This window comes from Bacillus thuringiensis (assembly GCF_022095615.2).
Taxonomy (GTDB): Bacteria; Bacillota; Bacilli; order Bacillales; family Bacillaceae_G; genus Bacillus_A; species Bacillus_A cereus_AG.
Genome location: NZ_CP155559.1, coordinates 1,083,836 through 1,104,321, shown reverse-complemented (window position 1 = coordinate 1,104,321; position 20,486 = coordinate 1,083,836). Strand labels below are relative to the sequence as shown.

Below are 20,486 nucleotides of genomic sequence, written 5' to 3'. Positions count from 1 at the left end.
TATAGGACACGAAAAAAGACAAACGGAGTAGTTTGCCTTTTTCTATACTTCTATCTATTATATCAACCTTTTGAAAAATTTGTCTGCACCTCTTGAATTGGCCAATATCGTAAATCAACTTTACCGACAACTGTATCAGCTTTTACAAATCCAAAGTGTCTACTATCCCAGCTCCCAAGGCGGTTATCACCTACTACAAAAATGTATCCAGGTGGTACAAACTTCTCTTTCGTTAATTCTTCTAATGTAAAATCACCTGTTAGTTGCCTCCCATTTGTCTCTTTCTTATACGCCTCTAAATAAGGTTCATCCACAAATTGTCCGTTTATATATAGTTTATCATGCTTATATTCAATTTGATCCCCAGGTAAACCGATAATTCGTTTTACATAATCCTCTTTTTTATTCGCATGAAACACAACAACATCAAACCTGTTCAAATCCCCTACTTGATAACTCACCTTATTTACAACGAGCATATTGCCATCTTGCAATGTCGGCATCATTGACTTCCCCTCTACAACGTACGTTGAAAAGAAAAACGTTCGAAAAAATACAGCTAATAATACACCAATTAAAATTGTTCGTATCCACTCTATGCCTTCTTTTTTCAAAGTTTTCTTCATCCGCTTCTCCCCTTATCCTTTAATAATGAAGCCTGCAATTATAAAGAAGACTATTCTTACTGTAGTTCTAACTTTACTTCGATTTTTTTACCAACATACCATAAAATAAAAATGCCAATCGCTACAATGACTGATTTCACCGGATTATGAATAAATGACATTAAATCATGACCGATATACGTTAAAATAAAAATCATCACAAGTTTTCCGAACGCGAGCGCAAGGCCAAACTGTTTTACACTAATGCGAGATAGACCAGCGACAACATTTATAAGCGCAGACGGTGTAAACGGAAAACAAAAGATGACGAAAATCGGTGCGAACCCTTTTCTTTCAATCCATCCCATGGCCTTTCGTACTCTCTCATGCTTATTTACAAAAGAAAAGAAACGACTTCGACCAAAATGGCGGATAATGAAAAAAACAAGTAAGGCACCCATTACTGATCCAAGCCAAGAATAAAGAAAACCGAGCCAAAATCCAAATGCAACAGCATTTGCCAGTACAAATACGATGAGTGGCAATGCCGGAATCAACGCTTCTATCATCGGTAAACCAATACCAAGAAGTGGTCCGAACGCTTTATAACTCTCAACAATATGATCCATATTTTCCGGTGAAAAATACTCTTTGATTGTCTGAAAATCCATTCTACACTTTACCCCTTTACTCTAAGTACTACCTCTACTGTATCATCGCTTATATGAAAGAGGAAATGGTAGATACGACATATGGAGATGTAATTATTAAGTTTCCATACCTCTCATTAGAATTCCTTCATTATTTAGCTATGATAATCTTTCAATATTCGACAAGACGTGTCGTTACTCGGGCGTTTTTCTCGGTAAATGAAATTACATAGACTTACCGACAAAACTGAAAAGGAAAAGGATGGGGGGTTCCCCCATCCTTTCAAACTTCGCCTTCTTTCACAACATACACTTTCTCATATGCTGGTGTTAATCTAGATTCCTCATTTTTATCAATTAATTTGAAGGAAGGATTTCCTTGTTTTTTTCTACGATCTTCATATTCAGTACGCAATTTCGCTGTACGATTTTGTTGATTTTCAAAACTACTTTTTGATATTTCTAATTTCACAGCAAAGCCATTTATAAATCTAACAATGACATTTCCATCTTTTAACTCTTTATTGCTTTCAATATAAAAATGCGACAACCAAGCGCACTCTTTTCTAGAGTAAGAATAAGTAGGGAAAAAATAAAGTTGATCTGTTGGACTAATCGCAATTGGTGCTTTATGTGTAATATGAGTTAACTCTTTCGTTCCTTCTTTTCTGCCTAAGAAACTAGAGCCATGCTTGCGGCAACTTCTTTCTATAATATCTAGTGGCTTTTGAAATACGAAAAAAGAATCTTCCATCTCAACAACTCGTGTAACAATTTTCTTTTCACTTAGAATAACAGGAAGTAAGGCCATTGTTTTTTTATTTACAACATAGTTTTCAACATAACGCTCTACTTTACTTTCCATATTCTACTGTCTCCTTTTTTCCATTTATATTAGCAGCTGCATATATAATTTTAGCATCTATGAAAAGGAAATGGCTTACAGATTCCGCTTTTTTACAATACTTTATCATTTGTCAAATATCTTTCAAATTATAAAACGACGATATAGTGATTTAGGGATAAAATCTGCATAAAATGTATTTATACTATCAATAAATATTTACAATTGCTTCCTCATTTCGCATCATTACGACAATTAACTTTGCTATAATTAAAAGGAAAATCCAATATATGGAGGTCCTACTATGGAAGAAAAAGAAATGCAACCAACCATTCAAATGAAAAATAGTAGCATTGTGATCGTGAAAAATTCAACTAGTATTATATTCGGCTTATTTTTCATACTACTATTTTTTGCAAAACCTTTTCGTAAATCAAAATGCTCTGAATGTAAAAAACGTGAGAAGAAAAAAGTTGAAAAAGAAGAATAAAAGACCTTCCATTTTTGGAAGGCCTTTTATTCTTCTTCGTCCTCAAAAAAACCGACTATTTTTTCTTCTTCATATTCATATTTTCTTCCAAGATTCTCTGTATCTCTTTCAACTTGTAATAGAACTATATATCGCTCCTCATCTAAAACAAGAGAATGTGATTTCTTCAAATCAATTAACGTCACTTTATCATGTTCATAAGTTTTCGCATACGCTTTTATCTCTTCAATCGTATTGTGTAAGTCTTCTTCATTTCCCCTACGAACATCGAGTATTACTTCATTTGTATACTTTTCCATCATATACATCCCCCGCTTTCCCCTAATATAATCATTATGCTCGTATATTACAACAAAAAAAAGGATGGCAGCAGCCATCCTTTTTTCCATAATAAACTATAAAATTATAGTTTGATTACGTTTTTAGCTTGAGGTCCACGGTTACCTTCTTCGATTTCGAAGCTAACTTTTTGACCTTCTTCTAAAGATTTGAAACCTTCAGTTTCGATTGCAGAGAAATGTACGAATACATCGTTTTCGCCTGGAACTTCGATGAAACCGAAGCCTTTTTCGTTGTTAAACCATTTTACTTGTCCTGTTACTGCCATGATTATTTCCTCCTAAGAAAATACAAATTTTTAAATTTTTAGTCTTCCTGTCTAAAAAAAGAATCCACACATTATCAAATACGAAACATCAACTAGTTCTCACATACTTTTTCTCGTTCGTTTTCAGCACTTGATAACATATGGATTGCTTAATTTAACTATTCAACTGGGACTATCATAGCACATTAAAATAAAATGTACAATCTTTTTTGAAAATAACTGACAAATTAAATTGATTATACATTCGTAAATAATTGATTTTAGTATGTGCGAATTTCACTATGAAGTAGACACAAACATCATTTGAATACGATTACATCCCTTGTTCTGAAGTGTTACAATATAATCGTACAGTCGTTATATTGGAGGGGCTTATATGTCAAACTACACCAACGAAGAAAAGCTTACAGGGGGAAATGTATCAAATGTGTATCGTTCTGAAAATACTGTTCGGCGAGAATTAAAGCCAGGTAGTGCAAAAATTCATACATTATTACAACACTTAGAAAACAAAGGGTTTCATCATGCTCCAAAGTTTTTAGGCGTAGATGAAAAAGATAGAGAGATTTTATCCTTTATTGAAGGCGAAGCTGGGAATTATCCGTTAAAAAAATATATGTGGTCTAATGCTGTTTTAAAAGAAATAGCAAAGATGCTCCACCTTTATCATGATGCGGTAAGTGATTTCCCCTTATCAGATGAATGGCAACCGATGGATTGTACTCCTAATGACATTGAGGTTTTATGCCACAATGATTTTGCTATATATAACATTATTTTTAATCAAGAAAAACCAGTAGGCATTATTGATTTCGATGTTGCTGCTCCTGGTCCAAGAATTTGGGATATCGCTTATACGCTTTATACTTGTGTGCCTTTAAGTAGAGTATATTATACAGAATCGGGTGAGGCAGTTCATTATGACTCATCACAACATGCTGGCCGTATGAAAGAAAGAGTGAAATTGTTTGTCCAGTCCTACGGTAAACGTATGGATGAAGATTACTTAGGAATGGTGTTACTACGATTAGAAGCATTATGTACATATATGAAAAGAAAAGCACAAGAAGGCGATGTGAATTTCCAAAGAATGATTGATGAAGGACATTTAGAACATTATGAAAAAGATATTGAGTTTATTCGTAATCATCGAGCAGAGTGGATTTAATCATATCGTCTTTTTTTGTCGGTAAGTCGATATATTAAAAAATCGTTGATATATTTTCGTTTACTCTCGCATCGTTCAGAAAATAACAAGGGGCACCATTCCAAAAGGTGCCCCTTCCTTTTATTTCGTAAACTGTGCTTCTTCCGTAGATCCTTTTAATGCTGTCGTTGATGAAGTACCACCTGTAATAACTTGCGCTACTTCATCAAAGTAACCTGTTCCTACTTCGCGTTGATGACGAGTTGCAGAGTAGCCGTGTTTTTCTGCTGCGAATTCTGCTTGTTGTAGTTCAGAGTACGCTGCCATGCCGCGCTCTTTATAGCCACGCGCTAATTCAAACATGCCGTAGTTTAATGAGTGGAAGCCAGCTAGTGTTACGAACTGGAACTTATAACCGTAAGATGCGATTTCTTTTTGGAAGCTTGCAATTGTTTTCTCATCTAGTTTTTGTTTCCAGTTGAATGAAGGTGAACAGTTGTATGCAAGCAATTTTCCTGGATGCTCTTTATGAATTGCATCTGCAAATCGTTTTGCATCTTCTAAATTTGGTTCAGACGTTTCGCACCAAACGAGATCTGCATAAGGAGCGTATGCTAAACCACGTGCAATTGCTTGATCAAGACCTGCTTTCGTACGGTAAAATCCTTCTGGAGTTCTTTCACCTGTAATAAACGCTTTATCAACTGGATCGATATCGCTCGTAATTAAATCTGCTGCATCCGCATCCGTTCTTGCAACGATAATTGTCGGCACTCCCATTACATCAGCAGCAAGGCGTGCCGAGATTAAATTACGTACCGCTGTTTGCGTTGGCAACAATACTTTTCCGCCTAAATGACCGCATTTTTTCTCTGAAGATAATTGATCTTCAAAGTGCACACCTGATGCACCTGCTTCAATCATACCTTTCATCAGCTCGAATACGTTTAATTGTCCGCCAAATCCGGCTTCTGCATCTGCTACAATCGGCACGAAATAATCTGTATCATCGCTTCCTTCCATATGCTGAATTTGATCCGCACGTTGCAGCGTTTGATTAATTCGTTTTACGACAGCAGGTACGCTGTTCGCTGGATATAAACTTTGGTCTGGATACATATGTCCAGAAAGGTTCGCGTCCGCAGCTACTTGCCATCCACTTAAGTAAATTGCTTTTAGCCCAGCTTTCACTTGCTGCATCGCTTGGTTCCCTGTTAATGCGCCAAGTGCGTTAATGTAATCTTCTGTATGAAGCGATGACCAAAGCTTTTCTGCACCGCGGCGCGCTAACGTATGTTCAATATCAATTGATCCGCGCAAGCGAATTACATCTTCTGCCGAATATGGACGTGTGATCCCTTTCCAGCGCGTATCTAGTTCCCAGCTCTCTTGTAATTTCTCGATTCTTTCGTTTTGCATTTGTTCCATCCCCTTTTCATTTTTTATAAAATTTCATAACCCGGTAATGTTAAAAATGGTACGAATTCATCATTCCGAACGAGATTTGTAAACAACGTTGTCGCCTCTTGGAATCTCCCTTTCTTAAAGGCTTCTTTACCAATCTCTCTTTCTATTTTTGCTAGCTCTTCTTCTTTTAGCTCTTCCATCAGTTCAAGCGTAATATTACGGCCATCATTTAGCTTTCCACCTTCATGACGAATCCATTGCCATACTTGTGCTCTAGAAATTTCTGCTGTTGCCGCATCTTCCATTAAGTTATAAATTGGTGCTGCTCCCCGTCCGCTTAACCAAGATGCGATATATTGAATACCTACACTAATATTCAGGCGAAGCCCTTCTTCTGTAATCGTTCCCACTGGTACTTCTAATAAATCCTTTTCTGTAACATGTATCTCTTCACGTTTTCTAAAAATTTGATTTGGTGTTTTCATAATGTGATTAAATACTTCCATCGCGACTGGTACAAGTCCCGGGTGGGCAACCCAAGTCCCGTCATGACCGTCTAAAGCTTCGCGCTCCTTATCTGCACGCACTTTTTCAAAAGCTGCTTCATTCGCTTCTGGATTGTTTTTAATCGGAATTTGTGCTGCCATTCCTCCAATCGCCGGTGCATTACGGCGATGACATGTTTGAATGACTTTCAAAGAATACGCGCGCATAAACGGCGCCGTCATCGTGACTTGCGCTCTATCTGGAAGTAAAAATTTATTATGATTACGGAAACTCTTTAGAAAGCTGAAAATATAGTCCCACCTTCCGCAATTTAACCCAGCAGAATGATCTTTAAGCTCATACAAAATTTCATCCATTTCAAACGAAGCGTGAATCGTTTCCAGTAACACCGTTGCTTTGATCGTTCCGTTTGGAATACCGATATATTTTTGAGCAAATTCGAAAATATCATTCCATAACCTTGCTTCTAAATGGCTTTCCATTTTCGGTAAGTAAAAGTATGGACCGCTTCCTTTCGCTAGAAGAGCTTTCGCATTATGGAAAAAATAAAGTCCGAAATCTACTAAGCTACCAGACATATTCTTCCCTTCAACTTGCATATGTTTTTCTTCTAAATGCCATCCTCTTGGACGCACAATTAATACAGCTGTTTTACTATTTAAATGATATTCTTTTCCGTTTTCATTCTTATGTGAAATCGTTCCCTGTACTGCATCTCGTAAGTTTATTTGACCTTCAATCGCATTTTCCCAAGTTGGTGAATTCGAATCTTCAAAATCTGCCATAAAAAGATGTGCTCCTGAATTTAAAGCATTAATAACCATCTTTCTATCTACTGGTCCAGTAATCTCTACGCGGCGATCCTCTAAATCTTTTGGCAATTTAGCAATTGTCCAATCTGCCTCACGTATGCGTTTTGTTTCTTCTAAAAACTTCGGAAACTCTCCTGCATCAATTCGCTTTTGTTTCTCCGCACGCTTTTGTAAAAGTTCTATGCGGCGCTCATTAAAATTTTCATGTAGTTCCTTTAAAAAACTAAGCGCCTCAGGTGTCAATATTTCGTTGTACGCTGGTAACATTTCTCCCACGAGTGTAACCCGTGAAGTTTGCGTCGACATATTAGCATCCCCTTCTTAAACTGTTTTATAACAGATTTGATTTTATGTTTTATATTATATAACAAATTTTCAGAAAAGGAAGTTTTTTTCGGAAATTTAACTGATTTTTTTATAAAACTGTATTCTTCCACAGTCATTACACATAAAAAAGAAGCCGGTGTTATACAACACCGGCTTCTTTTTTATTGTTTATTCAAAAATTGATTTAAATAAGAACTGCGCATATTGTTCACGTGTTACTTTCATGTTTGGAGCGAAGTTACCCTTCCCATCCCCTACTGAAATACCATTTGAAGCTACTGCATTAACCGCATTGTATGCCCAATGCCCTTTTGGTACATCTTTAAATCCTTGTGTTCCTTTTACTTCTAACTCATATGCTTCAGTAAGTACTTGCGCCATTTCTGCACGTGTTAGTGTATCTTTCGGTCTAAAGTTTCCAGTTCCATCACCATTAAAGATGCCTACCTCTGTTAATACTAAAATTTCTTCTAAGAACATTGTTGATTTTTCATTAATATCTTTGTACGGATTCTCAAGGATATCGCCTTCCTCGAATACTTCACTGAAATCGATAGTACGATAAATTAAAGCTGCTACTTGTTCACGAGTTACGTTATGCCCAAAACCGAACACACCATTTCCGTAACCAAGCATAATTTCGTGTTCTGCTAAAGTTTGAATTGCTTCATAAGACCAATGTCCTGCTGGTACATCTTTAAAGATAGCTGGACTTGCTTGTTGCGATTTCGCAGCTAATTCAGCTTTTGCTGTAGTCCCCTCAGCACTAAATGCTACTCCACCCATAATTGTTAAAGCTGTTGCTACTTTTAAAAATTTTTTCTTCAAAGTACTCTCTCCCTAATCAAAGCTTATTTTTTTCTAATATAAAGAATTAACGAAAGAGTAACAATACGTTTATTCATATAATTCTTGTCCAAATTGTGAATCATAATTCACTTACTTCCCTTTACACTTCGTTGATAATCAAGGTGATACAATATGTTTTTTTTCGTATAAAACAGGTATATAACCAATCACTGTTCATGCTTATTTTTCTTTCTCCTGCTACTTGATGGCAATAAAATCCTCAATAAAAAATCCGGAGAATACGCAGATAGTTTGAAAATCTATCACCCGTAAAAATCCAGTATTTCAAATAATTAATCTACTACATATACGTATAAAAACACATAATATAGATTAAAAATAACTAAGAGGAATGTGAAAGATCACATTCCCCCTCTTTATTCCTTATATTAAAATATTATTTATAACCTATTATTAAATTAAACAATTTTTACATTTTAATAATCTTCATCTTTCAAATTAAAATTAATAACAGCTTTATTTAAAAACGTTGCATATTGCTCACGTGTTACAACTTTATTCGGTTCAAATTTCCCATTTCCTGTTCCTACTATGACCTTATTAGACTGCAGTGCACTAATCGCATTTTTTGCCCAATGATTATTTGGTACATCTTTAAATGTATGGTTTTTCTTCACCTCAAATGTAAATGCCTTCGTAAGAATTTGCGCCATTTCTGCACGTGTTACTGGTGCAGCTGGTCTAAAGTTTCCTTTTTCATCGCCTTTAAAAATACCATGCTCTGTTAATACTAAAATTTCATCTAAAAACATTGTTGCTCTCTCAGAAATATCTTTGTATGGATTTTTTAAGGGTCCTTCTTTTTTCAAATTCAATGTACGATAAAGTACTGCTGCTACTTGTTCTCGTGTTACATTATCTCCTACACCAAACTTACCATTTCCATAACCTAGCATTACTTTATTGTATACTACGTCCATTATATCGTCATATGCCCAGTAATTTACTGGAACATCATCAAACACAATCATTTCTGGATATTCTTCTGCTTTTATGTTTGGAACATTGGTACTTACAAACAAGCCGCCCATAATAGTTACCGTTGCCATTATACGTAACATGTTCTTCTTCATTGCCCTCTCCCCTTTATCTCCATTTGAAAAAACGGAAAATAATAGACTGAAATCCTTTCCAATATTACATATGTTGCCTTCGCACCCATTATGCAATATATTACATTTAAAAAATCTATTATTGTGAAAATCACTACTAAAGGAGAGCCAATTCGCTCTCAATTTCAATTTTTATACCGAATTGTACGCAAATCATTTCCCTTTCCTATGGTCATTTAAAGGTGTTTCTATACATTAAATATTCTACTTTCTTAAAAAGAAATCCTTCACATTTTAAAAGTTCATTTTCTAGACAAAAACCGCAAATATATGTTGTTACTCCGTATATATCGACGTTTCGACAAAGGATATCAACTGAACTACAACATACGAAAATAATAACCTATCTATTAATGAAAGCTCATAATAAGCGGGAGATATCTCCTCTACAAATTATGAGCTTTCTCTTTCTCTATTCCATTTTCCCTGGAGAATTATCAATAGATCGTTTTAAAAATTTCGCGAATTGTCCGCGTGTTACGAGCATTTCAGGCTCAAACTTACCATCCCCGGTTCCTACCACTACATTATTAGACTGTAATGCGCTAATTGCATCTCTTGCCCAATAGTTTTCTGGTATATCTGTAAATGTATGCGAGCGCTTTGTTTTCAACTCATATGCTTTCGTTAAAATTTGTGATAACTCTGCACGAGTCAGTGTTGCTTTCGGACGGAAATTTCCATTTTCGTCTCCTTTAAAAATACCAAGCTGTGTTAAGCGTAAAATTTCGTAAGGGAACATGGTTGATTTCACACTTATATCTCTATATGGATTCTCATTAATTACAGTTCCTTTTACATGAAGTGCACGATATAATACTGCCGCCGCTTGTTCACGTGTTATATGATCTTCTACACCAAACTTACCATTTCCATATCCAAACATAATTCGATGATATACTACATATTTAATATCATCACACGCCCAATGATCTGTTGTTACATCGTCAAACTCTATCATCGGACCAGATTTTTGGATAACAGCTGTATTTGCAGACACACCATTTGCATTTACAAATATTCCCCCCATTAAAGTTAAGGTTGTCGCGATCTTTACTAGCTTTTTCATCTCTCTCATCTACCTTTTTCCTTTATTTTCCTACAAATTATATTGTACAAAAAATAAGAAAATTATCAATAGAATATAATTATTTTTTTTACAATTATGAATACAATTTTTCTTTTACTGCTATTTCTTCATCCTTCGTTTTTCGAAAAGTAAATGCCATCCCTACAAATATAAGAACAATTCCTACTACTTGCATACTAGTCGGTCTAAATCCGGTAAAGACTGTATCTAATAGGATCGCAACAGCAGGATCTAAAAACACTAATACAGAAATTAATCTCGTCGATAAACCTCTTAAACTGTCAAAAAATAAGTAATATACAAATCCCGTATGTATAAGTCCCGTCGCTGTGATCATCATCCAGTTCATCTCTGTTAATCCTTGGAACTTGCCAAAATCTATGAATGGTAGCAATAAAAATATACCTAAAAACGTTTGTAAAAATGTCATTGCATATGCGCTCGTATGCTGAATTCCTTTTCCCAATAAAGTGGTAAAAGCATAAAATACAGCTGCAAGAAGTGCCCATACCATTCCAGATGACATTAGTTTTTCAAGCGATAAACTTCCATCTACTCCAGCGACTAAAACTGTACCGATAAAACAAATGACAATGGACATAACCGCAAATACTGTAAGTCTCTCTTTAAATACAATACTACCAATCATTAATACGATAATGGGGGCAAGATGGTAAACTGAAATCGCAATTGTAATCGACATAACTTCAAACGCTTTAAATAGAAATACCCAGTTAAAAACGAGAAATACACCGCATGCTAATATTTGCATTACTTCTTTTTTATTCCATTTCTCACTTTTATACTGTCCTGTTACGAGCCAACATAATGCTAAAAATATAGTCGCACAAATGCAACGAACGAATACTAATTCAAAAGACGGTAAACCTGTTTGAACAGAAAAAAATCCAATTGATCCGAAAATAGACATCGAAAGGATCATTTTTATAGCTGGCATTGATTTTTTATTGAACACCCTTTCTCTCCTCCTATAATCTATTTTTTACAAACGAAACATCTCCAAAACATTACGTATTATTATATATTACAATCGGAAAATTGTAAAAAATTAGAATATAATAAGTGATAGCCGCACAAAATTCCCATAAAAAAATCATCCTTTTTTACATAGGATGATTTTTTTATCTATTAAGAGGAATTTCTCTATATTAAAACTGAAATATACTACTACTTTTGAAGAGTAAATTGAGCAACTATTTGTTTTAATTCTCCTGCTGCGTTATGCATATGTTCAATTGAAACCGAGATCTCTTGAACAGATTTTTCTTGCTGTTGAATAGACTCTTTTACCCTATCAGTTCGATCAGATGATCTTTGGGAAATTTGAGCCATGTCTTCTGTAGAAGCCGAAATCTCTTCACTACTCGCTGCAATTTCATCTGTAGACATAGATACCGTTTGAATTTGCTCAGATACTTGCTGTACTTTTTCTGTAATTTTTCCAAATACTTTTTCTGTATGCATTACTACTTGTGTACCTGCCTGTACCTCATTATCTACTTTCCCCATCATATGTACCGTATGGTTCGTTGTTCCCATAACTTGAGTAATAAGCTTCTCAATTTGTTTTGCAGAATCACTAGATTGTTCTGCTAATTTTCTTACTTCATCTGCCACAATTGCAAATCCTCTGCCACTTTCCCCAGCACGTGCAGCCTCAATTGCGGCGTTTAATGCTAATAAGTTAATTTGAGAGGTAATACCTTGCATAACATCAATGATTTTAACAATTTCTTCTGATTGTTCTTTCATAGTCTCTACTTGTTTCACACCGTTATGTACTGAGTTTTGGATTGTATCCATCTGTTGAATCATTTGTTTCATTAATTTGTTACCACTCTCTGCATCTAATGCTGATTGAGCAGACAATTCATTTACAGAGGATGATGTATTCACTATACTCTGCATTCCTTGTGTCAACTCTTCCATCGCACCCGCAGTTTGCTCCATTGCTTGCATTTGACTCTCTGCGCCATTTGCAACTTCTGCAATATCTATAGTGATTTTCTTCGCTGCACCACTAGATACTTCCGATGCAGATACTACTCCGTCTGCATGTTGGAATAAAAGCTGAATATTATTCTCTACTTCTTGCATATTTGTTCTTAGCCCTGTAATCATTTCGTTAAAATCACTTACTAATACACCTAATTCATCCTTAGCATTATACTCACCATGTACAGTTAAATCTCCTTCTTTTGCTCTTTCCATCATACGACTAACCGTTTGTAAAGGAGCAACTATAAGCCTGCTAATAATATAACTTACTATACATATAACAATTGTAGTAACTACTACAAGAATGATAAAAGTAATAACGGACCTATCTATCATTTTTTGAGAATCCTTAAATACTTGATCAGCTAAGTTTGAAACATACGATTCTAGATCCACCGCATAGCCAGCTAACTCTACTCCCTTCGGTTTTAAGTCCTTTTGAAATTCGTTTACCATTTGAGATTCATTTGTTACCTTCGCCTTTTCAAACAACTTCTTATATGTCTCCATATAACTTGGCAAAGATTTCTTCATCTTCTGAAACAGCTCATCCTCTTGCTTACTTAAATTAACGCCATCATCATATTCTTTTAATAAAGAATCATATTTTTTAAGATCCTTTTCAACATTACTAATAATCCCCTCTTTATTTGTCCCCTCATTTTGTGACGTTGTAATTAATTCTAGTAAGTTATATTCTAGTGAATTTTGTGTACGAAGCATTCCTTCTAATATAACTGCAGAATTTTGATAATCATCTACTACAATCTCTGTATCGTGCTTAATTTTATTAATAGAATTAATTGCTACACAGCTCATAATTGTCATGCCCAAAACTGCTAATGAGATAAGTAAGAATAATTTATGTTTCACTTTTAAATTTTGTAAAAAATACATATTTCCACCTTTATTCCTTTATATATAGATTTTTAGAATTTTATAGCTTATTATTTACAAAATCACAATAAAAAGCAATGATAAATATTCCCAATATCGAACTTATATCTCTATAAAAAAAGAAGTAGCATAATCGCTACTTCTTTTTGCTTTGTTTCTCATATTGTTCAAACGTATGAATTCTTTCGAAAATTGGTGGATGTGTGTATAAGAAAAACTTCACTAACGCAGGCGGATTTACTTGACTTAAACTCGTTTTTGATAAATATTGAAACGTTTTTACACCAGATTTCCCGTCTTTCGTCATATCTAAAGCATATTGATCTGCCGCTCGTTCTTCTATACGAGAAACATAGTTTGTTGCTGGCTGTGATGCAAAAGAGAGTAGAGAAGAAATTAAGAAAAATAAAGGTAAAATTGAGAAACATGCTGCTTTTGAAATTTGCAGCGTATCTCCCCATTTTCGAATACACATATTGATAATACGACTAATGAGATACATCCCTATAAACGATAGCAGTACATAACTCGCAACGCCCCAATATATATGTTTCATAACGTAATGCCCCATTTCATGGGCCATTATAAATAAAATCTCTTTATCTTTTAATTGCTTAAGCGTTGTATCCCACATTACAATACGGGCGTTAGGGCCAATTCCTGTTACGTAAGCATTTAACGCATTCGTTTTTTCCGACATATTTACTTCATATACATGTTTAGCTGGAATTTCGGCTTTGTCTGCTATCGCTAAAATTTTCGTTTCTAATTCTTTATTTTTCAGCGTCGAGAAGTCGTTATACAGTGGATCAATAACTACAGGCTGTATGAATGTTAAAAAGATTGTAAAGGGAACAGAGAGTGCCCACCCTGCTAGCCACCATCTCTTCGGGAATTTACGGATAAGCCATAACAGAACGGTAACTACGATTAGCATAGTCGCATAACTCTCCCAAAAACCAATAACGTGATCTTTTATCCAGCTTTGTGTACTTTGCGTTGAAATGCCGTAATCAACGGACACTTTTCGGCTAATCCATTGCATCGGCAGGGCAAGAACTGTTGTGAGTAGCGATAAATAAAAGAAATAAATCGCAACTTGCAGGACGCTTATTTTCGTCGTTTCCTTCGACCATTTCTCAAACTTTCTTGAAACACCGAGCACAAGTACAAATAATAAAATAATCCATTCAAGAGGCGTCGCTAAAAAGTATAGCAAATTTTTCACGCGCGAATACTCTTGGCTTAGCGTAAGCTCTCTTGCATTCATAAACGTTTCTGGATCTGCACTCGTTCCTTTATACATGTCCGGAATCAGTTCATGATTCCATCCAAATAAATACCAATATATAAGCAACGCAAACCCAACGTACAAAAAAAGCGACCACCCAATAACCTTCCTCACGCTATTCCCTCCTCTATGCTGCCTGTCTATTATTATTGTAAGTTCGTACATGCTAAATTAGAACAAGCTTATTAAGCGAATTGCTCGAGATCCTTCTAGTTATATAAAAAAAACTCTTCTACATAAAGAAGAGTTTTACCTACCTTTAGACACTTTCTTCGGTTCATACTCTGGGATAAGAAACGTACTTATAACCCAACATATTAAACCAGCGCCTTTTATATAGCGTATATATTCATAGTCTTGAAAAAATAAAGTCGTTACAATAAGCGTAAAAAATCCAATTAAAACTAGTACGTATCCTATTTGCTTCTTAGATAACATAACGGGTCCCCTTAAGGAAGTACATCCATTAATAAACTAAAATCTTGTAAAGAAAAAGAACTATATTTCATAATACCTTGTACAGCTAAAAGTAAAATAAGACCGGTCACACACATATAATTAACGCTTTCTTCACTCTTTTTTTCAGCAACTACTCCGCCGCTTATACATAATATTCCTAGCAAATGAAGTGCTAAATACATGAAGAAATAAGCTTCCTCCCAGCGAAGAATAACATTGACTGTCGTTATCAGCACAATACTAAGCAAAATCAAATAAAAAAACTTATTTGATGATATTGTTTCATTCATATAATTTTATACATCCCTTTCAAATTTAGAATTAATGATGTTTCAAAGCTATAAAGTAAATGATTGTTTTCATACTATAAAACAATAGGAAAGCTACTATTACTTTCTCGAATATTTTATGAACCCACATATACTTCTCTTCATTTTTTCTGAAGATGCGCTTCATCATTTCTTCTACAACTAGACCAAATATTAGTAAAACCCCTAACACAATAAGAAGAGAAATAATATTTTCTTTTAAATGAGTACTAGAAAATAAGTAATACTCTGGAAACACAATCGTATCTACTACAGGTTGAAGCCAATGGCAAACGTTTCTATCACATATATCTGTAATAGACGTAGAATCTATAATGTCTTTCAATATTTTCTCAATCGTCTTCTTCATCTTACTTATCCCCCACTACATCTGAAAAACTCGTTTCCTGCTCTACATATATAGCTGGCATTTCTTTATTCCAATATTTGCGGTTAACAAGTAAAAAGATGAGTACTAAGTTTAATCCTGCTATAAAAATAATAAGTCCTGGAAAGAAGGTCGTATAATTTGAGAAATCTGCAAAACTCATTATCTCTTCTTTATTTATTAGAAAAGAAACGCCGATTACAAATGCATTGTTTAACATGTGAATAGCAATTGGCATGAGTAAGCTATTCGTACGAATATATACGATTGATAGTACAACGCTAAATACAACTGCACCTAGGAAATCAACGTGTAACAACGCAAACAATAGCGCTACAACAATGATCGCTATACTCGTTCCCCATTTTGCTGCAAAGCGTTGCAGTAAAAATCCCCGAAAAACAAATTCACCAATAATCGGTGCGATGAATACGACCATAATAACTTGATATACATATCCCCCTGTACTATCTATAATCGGTTCACGTAACGCGTTCATAATAAATTCCGGTGTAATCCATGCAAAGCTATACATGTACAAAATAAGATACCCATAACTAAACACGCATAACATAATCGTAATGTATAAAACTTGCACCAGGTTAAATGTTTCATTTTTATTAATAAATACTGAAAAGGAAACACGGTGTTTTCTATACTCATAAAAGATCCACGCAATCGGAAGAATATAGAATATAAGGATATTTATAAAAGAAGAATTTTGCATATGAAATGTATTTTCTATCAATTCATTACTGCCTCTAACTACTAAAGTTAATAGTGCAAATACAATTAAAAAATATCTAGCTCGCATCGTTTGAAACGGGTTCACACTCATCTCCTCCCCTATGTTACTTTTATCATATCATTTGATTCTTAATTTTTTGAGAAAGAAAACCTTAAAATTTCCTTAAAAATTCCATAAGTTACAGAAAGATGATATGATATTCGAGGAAATTAGGAGGGATTCTTTATGTATCAAGCAAATATTTTGCTCGTTGATGATGAAACAGCAATTTTACAATTACTAACTACCATTCTTGAAAAAGAAGGTTTTTCTCATATTACAACTGCAACATCGGCTGAAATAGCTTTATCTCTCACTGAACAAAACGATTACGATTTAATTATTTTAGATGTCATGCTTCCTGGTCAGTCTGGTTTTGATATTTGTCCAATCATTCGCAAAAAAACTGATTGCCCTATCTTCTTCCTCACAGCTAAAACATCTGATTTAGATAAAATATCTGGATTTTCACACGGTGCAGATGATTATATTACGAAGCCATTTAATCCACTTGAAGTAGTCGCTCGTATGAAAGCACAACTCCGAAGACATATGAAACAAACAATGCCGCACGAACAAAAAGCACACTCCAGTTCATTTGGCAGATTTGCAATTGATCAACATTCCGCAGAACTTACAGTAAATGGACGTATTGTCGAATGTTCCGCCCAGCTATTTCAGCTATTACTCTTCTTTTGCGAGAATCCGAACTATGTATTTTCGAAAGAAGAAATATACGAAAAAGTTTGGGGAGCACCTGCCTACAATGGCGATGACAATACCGTTATGGTCCACATTCGAAAACTACGTGAAAAAATTGAACAAGACCCAAGTAAACCAGAATATATAAAAACTGTTCGCGGACTTGGCTATAAGTTCATTACAAAGTAGGGTGACGATATGAACTTTAATAAACGACTTATTATACAGTTTATCCTGCAACACGTATTTGTTTTAGTTACATTACTGCTTGCTGTAGTAGCTGCTTTCACTTATTTAATTTTCCTTGTTACTAGTACTTCATACGAACCGAATATTCCAGATGCTGATAATTTTATGATTGCAAGATATATCTCTTCAGAAGATGGCGATATTTCGTTAAAAGCTGAAGTAAAAGACTTAATTAAAGAAAAAAATGATTGGATTCAAGTTGTAGAGGAAAATGGAAAAGTTCTCTATCACTTTAATACGCCGAGTGACGTACCGACATCTTATACGAAAACATCTTTATTCTCGTATATACAGAATCATATAGAAAGCCCTTATACATTTACATATTGGGAAATTGAACTAGAAGAAAAGAACGTACTTGTTATATACGGCGGTATGTTAAAAAGCAATGTATTACTAAAAACAATACAGAAAGAGCACCCGTCTGTATCTACGGATTCGTTCATATTAACAGAAGAAGAAAAACAGTTACTTTCTAAAGAAAAAGCAGCACTTCAAATCTTTAATAGTGATGGCAAAGAAGTATTCTCCTATCCAGATGGAAAGAAAAGAACGTTTTCTGTCATACAAGCTGCTCTTAGCGAAAAGGAACCGTGGAATCATAAAGAAAACACGTCTAGCTTTTACGACACAAATAGCAATCATCTTCTTGTTGTAACTGCCAAAAATGAGTACTACTACCCAGATGATGAAATAGACGATGTATTTACTAAAAAGTTTCTAATCGGATGCGGATTAATCCTTCTTATCGTATTTGTTTATTTAGTCATTCTTTCTATTTGGTACGGTAATAAATTTGGAAAACCGTTACTCCATGCGATGCGCTGGCTTAAAAACATCGCTGGTGGAAAGTACGAAGAACCTGTTAGTAAAAAAGGGAAACCTGTCAGGTTCCGGCGATCCGGTAAAGAAAAATGGTCATTCCGCTTATTTAGTGATGTGACAAATTCACTAGAGCATCTTTCTATTACACTTAAAAAAAATGATGCGATGAGGCAAGTACTGCAGCAAACACGTGAAGAATGGATTACCGGTCTAACGCACGATTTAAAAACGCCACTTAGTTCTATATACGGCTATGCATTATTACTAGAATCAAAACAGTACAACTGGACCGATCGTGACATTCAACAATTCGGCAGCGTTATGAAAGAAAAGTCTCAATATATGACTACATTAATTGACGACTTAAGCTTAACGTATCAATTAAAAAATAACAGTCTTCCTGCTCAGCACGTAAACATCGAAATGAATCAATTCGTTCAAAAAGTATTATTACAATTCATTAATAACCCGACACTTCAAAATCAAAATATTGAATTCGTGCCGAGCTCAAACAAAATTCAATATTTCATTGAAGAAAAATGGTTCCAGCGTATTATCGAAAATTTACTAGTAAACGCTGTAAAACATAATAATGAAACGACTAATGTAATCGTAAAGCTTTCGCAAGATATAAATTCATTTACACTATCTATTTCAGATAACGGAAAAGGAATGGATGATAAAACGAAAGAACTTCTATTTGAACGGTATTACAGAGGAACGAATACAGAAGAAAGTAACATCGGAACTGGACTTGGCCTCGCTATTACGAAACAGCTCGTTCATGCTCATAACGGAACGATTTCTATCGATAGCGAACTAGGAAAAGGAACGACGATTATTCTTGTGTTTCCGTTCCGTTCGTAGAAAAGGTGCTTTGTGGTGCCTTTTCTTTTTTTATCGGGGAGTTTAGCGGTAAATGAAATTATATTGGCGATTTCTGAAATATATCGATTTACCGACACAAACTAACAACTATAGCACCCCATCTTATAAACAGAATTGTTTCCTATCCCTGAGCTGCACCAATTGTAATTTTACGAAATAAAAAAGCGAACCACCCACAGTGATTCGCCCTTGCTCTATTATTTCTTCTTCACCGGTATCCAAAGCTCTACTTGAGCGAACTCACTCTTATCTTCATGGCAGCGCTCATCGTATAGTTCAAACTCTGTAACACCGCAATGTTCGTATCCTGAATGCGGGAACCATTCTGAGAATACAGCATTCCACGTTTGGTGAATAGACGATACCATTTCTTCATGAGGAACTTTCGGCGTTGTAAATACGGCATATGTCGCTGCTGGGAAAGTACGCTTTGCAACTTCATTTGGTACATTTTCAAAGCCTGTAACTTCCATTCCGATAATATAAGTGAAGTCCCCTTTCTCTAAATTAAAATCAGTACATAATCCAAGCTCTACCCATTGGCTCGTATCTTTACGATTCGGAATCGTTGTTCCAAGATCTTTTTGTAAATATTCTTGCCAAAATACTGGAATGTCTTGATGGTTCTTCCCTTCTTTACTTGTCGTCTTCAGTTCATAACCCGCCACTAAAAATTCTGGTTTATTTACAATACGATATTCCATTTGTATGCCCCCTAAATACGGATTTAATTTTCTTTGCTTTACATTCACGCTGTAATACATCGGTGTTTCTATTTCTTGCTTTCGATATTCACTTGGTGTCATTTGAAATAATTTTTTAAAGGCTCTCGTGAACGTTTCATGAGATTGAAAGCCATGCTCAAATGCGATATCAATAACTTTTTCATCCGTATGAGAAAGTTGATAAGCTGCCCGGGCTAACCTCCTCTTTCGAACATACTCCATTACTGTATCACCTACTAACGCCTGAAATACACGATGAAAATGCGACTCAGAAAAACCTGCAATGCGAGCTAAATTACGCAGTGTCTGTTTTTCCATTACATCTTCCTCAATATAATCAATGGACCTTTGAATTTGTGTTTCATAGCTTTCCATCTCTGTTCACCCGCCTTATATGTATTATGATAAAAGAGAATCCTATCCAATTCTTGACGTTTTTTACTATAATTTTAAAAACAAATGTAACTTTTTTATATGTAT

At 34.9% G+C, this 20,486-nt stretch carries 22 protein-coding genes and 1 pseudogene; 4 read left to right on the top strand and 19 right to left on the bottom strand.

Going from position 1 to position 20,486, the window contains the following annotated elements:
* Positions 1 to 62: 62 nt before the first annotated feature.
* From lepB to KZZ19_RS05670, 3 genes are all read right to left on the bottom strand, one after another.
* The gene (lepB, locus tag KZZ19_RS05680; RefSeq protein WP_088095496.1) at positions 63 to 626 is read right to left on the bottom strand and encodes a signal peptidase I; all 564 of its coding nucleotides are present in this window, start codon (positions 624 to 626) and stop codon (positions 63 to 65) included.
* Between the two features lie 56 nt (positions 627 to 682).
* A complete protein-coding gene (locus KZZ19_RS05675) occupies positions 683 to 1,276 on the bottom strand; it encodes a TVP38/TMEM64 family protein (RefSeq protein WP_043936619.1) in 594 nt (197 codons plus the stop codon).
* Positions 1,277 to 1,538: 262 nt separating this feature from the next.
* Positions 1,539 to 2,120: a competence protein ComK gene (locus KZZ19_RS05670; RefSeq protein WP_237979805.1), complete on the bottom strand. Its 582-nt coding sequence runs from the start codon at positions 2,118 to 2,120 to the stop codon at positions 1,539 to 1,541.
* Between the two features lie 283 nt (positions 2,121 to 2,403).
* Here KZZ19_RS05670 and KZZ19_RS05665 point away from each other — a divergent pair, with 283 nt between their 5' ends.
* On the top strand, positions 2,404 to 2,589 hold the full coding sequence (locus tag KZZ19_RS05665) for a hypothetical protein (protein WP_088095493.1): 186 nt from the start codon (positions 2,404 to 2,406) through the stop codon (positions 2,587 to 2,589).
* A 26-nt stretch (positions 2,590 to 2,615) separates the two neighbouring features.
* On the opposite strand, the gene KZZ19_RS05660 is transcribed toward KZZ19_RS05665, so the two are convergent.
* Both KZZ19_RS05660 and cspA read right to left on the bottom strand, forming a co-directional pair.
* Positions 2,616 to 2,891, bottom strand: coding sequence for a hypothetical protein (locus KZZ19_RS05660; protein WP_088095542.1), 276 nt, complete (start codon positions 2,889 to 2,891; stop codon positions 2,616 to 2,618).
* Positions 2,892 to 2,992: 101 nt separating this feature from the next.
* On the bottom strand, positions 2,993 to 3,196 hold the full coding sequence (gene cspA / locus KZZ19_RS05655) for an RNA chaperone/antiterminator CspA (RefSeq protein WP_000301522.1): 204 nt from the start codon (positions 3,194 to 3,196) through the stop codon (positions 2,993 to 2,995).
* A gap of 376 nt (positions 3,197 to 3,572) precedes the next feature.
* Between cspA and KZZ19_RS05650 the strand changes: the two genes are divergently transcribed.
* Positions 3,573 to 4,364 (top strand): phosphotransferase, encoded by a 792-nt coding sequence (locus tag KZZ19_RS05650; protein WP_237979804.1) that lies wholly within the window; start codon positions 3,573 to 3,575, stop codon positions 4,362 to 4,364.
* Between the two features lie 120 nt (positions 4,365 to 4,484).
* On the opposite strand, the gene aceA is transcribed toward KZZ19_RS05650, so the two are convergent.
* From aceA to KZZ19_RS05590, 13 genes and pseudogenes are all read right to left on the bottom strand, one after another.
* Entirely contained in the window at positions 4,485 to 5,762 is a 1,278-nt protein-coding gene (aceA, locus tag KZZ19_RS05645) for an isocitrate lyase (RefSeq protein ID WP_237979803.1), read from the bottom strand.
* A 23-nt stretch (positions 5,763 to 5,785) separates the two neighbouring features.
* Positions 5,786 to 7,375, bottom strand: coding sequence for a malate synthase A (gene aceB, locus KZZ19_RS05640; RefSeq protein WP_237979802.1), 1,590 nt, complete (start codon positions 7,373 to 7,375; stop codon positions 5,786 to 5,788).
* A gap of 189 nt (positions 7,376 to 7,564) precedes the next feature.
* Positions 7,565 to 8,224, bottom strand: coding sequence for an S-layer homology domain-containing protein (locus KZZ19_RS05635; protein WP_237979801.1), 660 nt, complete (start codon positions 8,222 to 8,224; stop codon positions 7,565 to 7,567).
* A gap of 458 nt (positions 8,225 to 8,682) precedes the next feature.
* Complete coding sequence (locus KZZ19_RS05630; RefSeq protein ID WP_237979800.1) at positions 8,683 to 9,339, bottom strand: S-layer homology domain-containing protein; 657 nt, start codon at positions 9,337 to 9,339, stop codon at positions 8,683 to 8,685.
* A 451-nt stretch (positions 9,340 to 9,790) separates the two neighbouring features.
* Positions 9,791 to 10,456: an S-layer homology domain-containing protein gene (locus KZZ19_RS05625; protein WP_237979799.1), complete on the bottom strand. Its 666-nt coding sequence runs from the start codon at positions 10,454 to 10,456 to the stop codon at positions 9,791 to 9,793.
* An 85-nt stretch (positions 10,457 to 10,541) separates the two neighbouring features.
* Complete coding sequence (locus tag KZZ19_RS05620) at positions 10,542 to 11,444, bottom strand: DMT family transporter (RefSeq protein ID WP_237979798.1); 903 nt, start codon at positions 11,442 to 11,444, stop codon at positions 10,542 to 10,544.
* Between the two features lie 212 nt (positions 11,445 to 11,656).
* A complete protein-coding gene (locus KZZ19_RS31165) occupies positions 11,657 to 12,448 on the bottom strand; it encodes a methyl-accepting chemotaxis protein (RefSeq protein ID WP_432442725.1) in 792 nt (263 codons plus the stop codon).
* Between the two features lie 156 nt (positions 12,449 to 12,604).
* Positions 12,605 to 13,384, bottom strand: a pseudogene (locus KZZ19_RS31160) (MCP four helix bundle domain-containing protein); the annotation flags it as partial.
* Positions 13,385 to 13,520: 136 nt separating this feature from the next.
* On the bottom strand, positions 13,521 to 14,789 hold the full coding sequence (locus KZZ19_RS05610; protein WP_140392378.1) for a M48 family metallopeptidase: 1,269 nt from the start codon (positions 14,787 to 14,789) through the stop codon (positions 13,521 to 13,523).
* 135 nt (positions 14,790 to 14,924) lie between these two features.
* Positions 14,925 to 15,113 (bottom strand): hypothetical protein, encoded by a 189-nt coding sequence (locus KZZ19_RS05605; RefSeq protein ID WP_088095485.1) that lies wholly within the window; start codon positions 15,111 to 15,113, stop codon positions 14,925 to 14,927.
* An 11-nt stretch (positions 15,114 to 15,124) separates the two neighbouring features.
* Entirely contained in the window at positions 15,125 to 15,424 is a 300-nt protein-coding gene (locus tag KZZ19_RS05600; RefSeq protein ID WP_088095484.1) for a hypothetical protein, read from the bottom strand.
* Between the two features lie 31 nt (positions 15,425 to 15,455).
* Positions 15,456 to 15,812, bottom strand: coding sequence for a hypothetical protein (locus tag KZZ19_RS05595; RefSeq protein ID WP_237979796.1), 357 nt, complete (start codon positions 15,810 to 15,812; stop codon positions 15,456 to 15,458).
* A 1-nt stretch (position 15,813) separates the two neighbouring features.
* Positions 15,814 to 16,668, bottom strand: coding sequence for a CPBP family intramembrane glutamic endopeptidase (locus tag KZZ19_RS05590; RefSeq protein ID WP_237979793.1), 855 nt, complete (start codon positions 16,666 to 16,668; stop codon positions 15,814 to 15,816).
* Between the two features lie 135 nt (positions 16,669 to 16,803).
* On the opposite strand from KZZ19_RS05590, the gene KZZ19_RS05585 reads away from it, so the two are divergent.
* Together KZZ19_RS05585 and KZZ19_RS05580 are read left to right on the top strand one after the other, a co-directional pair.
* Positions 16,804 to 17,508 carry a response regulator transcription factor gene (locus KZZ19_RS05585; protein WP_237979791.1) on the top strand — a complete coding sequence of 235 codons (705 nt, stop codon included), beginning with the start codon at positions 16,804 to 16,806 and terminating at the stop codon, positions 17,506 to 17,508.
* Between the two features lie 9 nt (positions 17,509 to 17,517).
* A complete protein-coding gene (locus KZZ19_RS05580) occupies positions 17,518 to 19,260 on the top strand; it encodes a sensor histidine kinase (RefSeq protein WP_237979789.1) in 1,743 nt (580 codons plus the stop codon).
* Between the two features lie 218 nt (positions 19,261 to 19,478).
* Here the strand turns inward: KZZ19_RS05580 and KZZ19_RS05575 are convergent, their stop codons facing one another.
* Positions 19,479 to 20,381, bottom strand: a complete 903-nt coding sequence (locus KZZ19_RS05575) for an AraC family transcriptional regulator (protein WP_237979787.1) — start codon at positions 20,379 to 20,381, stop codon at positions 19,479 to 19,481.
* Positions 20,382 to 20,486: the final 105 nt, after the last annotated feature.